This is a genomic window from Janthinobacterium sp. CG_23.3 (assembly GCF_046115965.1).
Taxonomy (GTDB): domain Bacteria; phylum Pseudomonadota; class Gammaproteobacteria; order Burkholderiales; family Burkholderiaceae_D; genus Janthinobacterium.
In genome coordinates this window covers 1-4,363 of record NZ_JBJXIB010000219.1, presented here as the reverse complement: position 1 = coordinate 4,363, position 4,363 = coordinate 1, and the positions used below count along the sequence as shown (strand labels likewise).

Sequence of the window (4,363 nt, the reverse complement as noted above, 5' to 3'; positions counted from 1 at the left end):
TCCACTTTCGAGTGCGAAAGTGAATCGCCATCGACGCAGGCAAGAAGCGCGTCACATGGTCAGCGCAAGAATTGTCTGCCGCGCAGACTCCTAGGCTGCCTCATTAGCTTTATACATTACTGCGTCGCCGTTTGTTCCATCTCAGCAAGGATATGACCGGCAGTGCTCGCATACGTACTCAAGCTTTCCTCTACGGAAGCGTGTGTATGCGATCACGTGAACGGATTTTGGATAGAGACATGTTTTCATATCGCCAACTCTTTCGTCAAAGTGATGACCTCGACGGCGAACTTGACGCTTGCAAAGCAGTGGTAAAGGTACTAAACTGCCCACTGCTACCCAATAGCATGCAATTCAAGAGAAAACCAGAGATCGTTTGATTTTCTTTTACCTCTAAAACGTGTAGAAAGCGCCAACTTTTTACACGTTTTTTCCTAAAATCTCAGCTCGCCTAGCATGTGCAGCTTCGAAGCTAACCCCAATTGCCTCAACAACCTCTTGAACTGTGCTATAGCGACAGATAAGATCCGGAGGCATCATCAAGTATGATGCGAATGTGTCGGCTTGCCATTCTGAATTACAGTAAATCTTTGGTGGGGACATCGGATCTATGCGTGAAAGGGCGATATCCCGGTGCATCATTAGGTGTCCCAGCTCATGGCACATCGTAAAACGGTCCCTAGCCTCACCAATGCAGGCTCGCTCATATACGTCATTCCGAAGCACAATCCGGCGCTGATCGGGATACGTTCGACCATGGTCTTCTCCCATTTCGTGTTCCTCGTACACTTCGAAATCAGCATCTTCGAACATCATGCTTAGCATCGCATACACTGCAGGCACCGGAAAATAGTCTTGTTTTTCCAGCTTAAGAAACTGTCGCATTGCCTGAGCATTCGCTGCAATATCCTTTTTCGAACGCGGTGGCACAACCGTTCCTTCTGTCCTGGTCCTGGTCATTGGCGGGGCCATGTCTACTCCATTGTCACCAGATTTCGAATTCGTTCTTTGTCTTCAGCAGACAAACTGCTGAAGCGCCTAGCCAACGCGGTGGCCAACATTGCATCATCGTAACTAGCGTCATTTAACGGCACACTGACCTCCTTCCTAGCTTGATTAACCAAAACCTCAAATTTGTTGCGCTCCTTAGCAATTGCCGGAAATTCCGTTGCTAATACATCAAGTGTCCCATCCGGAATACGCTTCCGACCAGTTTCAATCGCTGAAAGGAAAGCTGACGATACGTTAATCTTCTGGGCCATTTCCATCAAAGTTATGCCAAGATCAATGCGCAGCTTCTTTAGTTCCTTTCCGAACTGGGTTGTCATTTTTCTCTCCTAGAGTAGGTGACCTGCTCTCCTGAACCCTTATGGGTGAACCCTCTTGGGTCCGCAGATGGTGCAAGGGGCTTCCCCTTGGAAATATTATGGCAGATTCAAAAATAAAAATCAACCGTTTTGGTTAACAAATATTTCGGAATTGAGTTTTTGATTTACAGTCCATGTCTATTGAGCTCACTGGTCTTGTCTTCAAAATAGCAATGCCGGCCATGTTACTGCGCCTGACCGAGCACAATCAACCGCTGACCTTGCCGCGCAACTGCTTCTGCAGCCCGTGGGTGCTCTTGCTGTCGAGGCGGCGGCGCTGCGAGCCGCGGGTCGGTTTGGTGGCGCGCCGCACCGTCGGCAGGATGGTGATGCTGTCGATCAACTCCTGCAGCCGGCGGATCGCCTCTTCCTTGTTCTGCTCCTGGCTGCGCGACTGCTGCGCCTTCAGCACGATGACGCCGTCCTTGGTGATGCGCTGGTCGCGCAGCGCCAACAGGCGCTCCTTGTACGCGTCCGGCAGCGACGAGTTGGCGACGTCGAAGCGCAGGTGAATGGCGCTGGAGACTTTGTTGACGTTCTGGCCGCCCGGACCCTGGGCACGGATGGCGCTGAACTCGACTTCGGTGGTGTTAACGATATACATCAGCTTAAATACATCAGGTTTCAAATTTGATCGGGTGCGCAACGGCCCAGTATACCCCCTCGGTGGGGTGGCGCTCTTGCGACACCATGCGGCGCGCCTGGAACAGCGGGTGGCGCAGCGCCTCGGCGCTGGTCAATATCGGCGTGACGCAGCAGTCGCTGGCGGCGAAGGTCTCGGTCCACTGCGCCAGGCTGCGACCGGCAAAGATGGCGTCCAGCTCGGCCTTGACGGCCAGCGCGTCGGCGCCGCCGACCTGCTGCCCCAATTGCCAGTGGCGCGCCTTCAGGTCGGGGCGTTGCAGCACGTCGCAGCACAGTTGCCAGAACTTCAGTTCGAGCGCGCCGACCGCCATGAAGCGCGCGTCGGCGGTGCGGTAGACGTTGTAGCAGGGCACGCCACCGGTCAGCAGGTCGCGCGCCGGCGCCGCCTCGGCGCCGTTGTTGACGGCCACCAGCGGCATGATATTGTGGGCCAGCACGGCGTCGCTCATCGAGATGTCGACAAAGCGGCCCGGGCCGCCCATCTTGACGGCCAGCAGCGCCGCCAGGATGCCTTGCAGCGCGCTCTGGGCGCCGCCCAGCAGGTCGCCCACTTGCAGGTTGGGCAGCGCCGGCGTGCCGTCCGGGCCGGCGTTGTTGGCCAGCATGCCGGCATAACCGATGTAGTTGATGTCGTGGCCGGCCAGTTGCGCGAACGGGCCGTCCTGGCCGTAGCCGGAGATGGCGCACATCACCAGCGTCGGCTTGCGCCGGCGCAGCACGTCCCAGCCCAGGCCGAGTTTGGCCATGACGCCGGGGCGGAAGCTTTCCACCAGCACGTCGGCGTCGTCGACCAGGGCCAGCAGTTGCTCGCGCTGGGCCTGGTCCTTCAGGTCCAGGCGCAGGAAGCGCTTGCCGCGGTTGACGGCGACGAAAAATTGCGAGACCTCGGCGCGCACCGGCCCCATCGCGCGCGCGTAGTCGCCGGCGCCGGGGTCTTCGATCTTCAGCACGTCGGCGCCCATGTCGGCCAGCTGCATCGTCGCGACCGGGCCGGGCAGCAGCCGGGTCAGGTCGAGTACGCGGATGCCGGCCAGCGGCGGGGCGGCGGCGTCGTTGCCGGCCCCGCTCATGGCGCGCCGGCGGCGATGGTCGCCTCGACCGCGTCGAGCGCGCCGAGTTCGTCGTAGCAGGCGTGCGCGTGCGGCGGCAGGCCGTTGAACAGGCCGGACTGGTTTTCATCGAGGCGCGCGTTTTCCACCAAAATCTTTACCTTGCTCAGATAGTCGGTCATCGCCAGCAATTGTCCCAGCGGCGATATGGCGGCGCGCTTGTGCATGCTCAGTTGCTCGCGGATGGCCAGGGTGACCGCTTCGGGAAAGTTCCATTCCTGGCCGATGCTGCACGACAGCAGGCGGGCGTTGCGCAGCAGGCCGGCGCAGAACAAGGTCGAGCCGAGTTCGGCCGGGTCCTTGGCGAGCTGGTCCATCATGCGCAGCGACACCAACAGGCCGACGTTTTGCACCACGCCCGCCAGGAAGGCGAGGAAGGGATCGATGCCTTGTTGCTCGGCGAAGACGCGGCTGGCCACGGCGCAGCGTTCGGACTGGTCCCAGATGCGCGGCGCCAGCAGGCGCGTGAAGTGGCCGGAGTTCAAGTCGATGATGGGGTGGAAGGCGACCGCCGTGACGAGTTGGCGCAAGCCTTCCTGGCCGATGACAATGACGGCGTGCTCGACGCTGGTAATACGCTGCGCGCGGTGTTGGCTGGCGTTGTTGGCGAGGCGGATCACGGCCGCCACCAGCACCACGTCGCTGGAAATCTTGCGGGCGATTTCGGCGCCTGAAAAATGCTCGGTGCGCAGGCTTTGCAGCACCTGCGGGATCAGGCCGGGCAGGCGCCGCACCAGGTCGGCGCCGGATTGCTTCGATGTCATGATGGCTTCGAGCGCGTCGAGCACCTGGGTTTCCTGCGGCGTGACGTCGAGGTCGCCGTCGTCGCGCGCGCCGAACAGCCAGGCGTGGTAGTTCGTGTTGACGTTGTCTTTTTGCTCGAAGGAGACCCCGGCCGGCGGCGCGGCGCGGGCCACGGCGACGCCGTCGGACAGCGGCGCGGATGGCGCCGGCATGACGGGCGCGGCCGGCGGCGGCGCCGTTGGCGGGCGCGCTTCGGCGGGCCGGGAAAACACACGCTGCAGCCAGTGGAACATGGTGATTACCTGTGTCGATGAAGTGGCTGGTGGAGCGCCGGTGGCTGCGATTAACAGCAACAGCAAGGGCGTGAAATCCGCTGCCAGACCCGAATGCCGTTGACAGCGTGTCGTAGATACTATGAATGAAGGCGGGTCGGCAAAAGACGCAAATTAATCCTAAAGTGAAGGTTCGAAGAATCAACTTAGGAGAAAATCATGCAAC

5 protein-coding genes are annotated in these 4,363 nt (G+C 59.9%); all 5 read right to left on the bottom strand.

All coding sequences use genetic code 11. The features are described 5' to 3' along the window. Window positions 1-420 precede the first annotated feature (420 nt). Entirely contained in the window at window positions 421-930 is a 510-nt protein-coding gene (locus ACFDR9_RS27065; RefSeq protein ID WP_409032988.1) for an ImmA/IrrE family metallo-endopeptidase, read from the bottom strand. Between the two features lie 44 nt (window positions 931-974). Further along, entirely contained in the window at window positions 975-1,328 is a 354-nt protein-coding gene (locus ACFDR9_RS27060; protein ID WP_409032987.1) for a helix-turn-helix domain-containing protein, read from the bottom strand. Window positions 1,329-1,575: 247 nt separating this feature from the next. After that, entirely contained in the window at window positions 1,576-1,971 is a 396-nt protein-coding gene (arfB, locus tag ACFDR9_RS27055; protein ID WP_017874814.1) for an alternative ribosome rescue aminoacyl-tRNA hydrolase ArfB, read from the bottom strand. A gap of 13 nt (window positions 1,972-1,984) precedes the next feature. Continuing rightward, window positions 1,985-3,082: a CaiB/BaiF CoA transferase family protein gene (locus tag ACFDR9_RS27050; protein WP_409032986.1), complete on the bottom strand. Its 1,098-nt coding sequence runs from the start codon at window positions 3,080-3,082 to the stop codon at window positions 1,985-1,987. Beyond that, window positions 3,079-4,158: an HDOD domain-containing protein gene (locus ACFDR9_RS27045; RefSeq protein ID WP_409032985.1), complete on the bottom strand. Its 1,080-nt coding sequence runs from the start codon at window positions 4,156-4,158 to the stop codon at window positions 3,079-3,081. The genes ACFDR9_RS27050 and ACFDR9_RS27045 overlap by 4 nt, the downstream gene beginning before the upstream one ends. Between the last annotated feature and the right edge of the window lie 205 nt (window positions 4,159-4,363).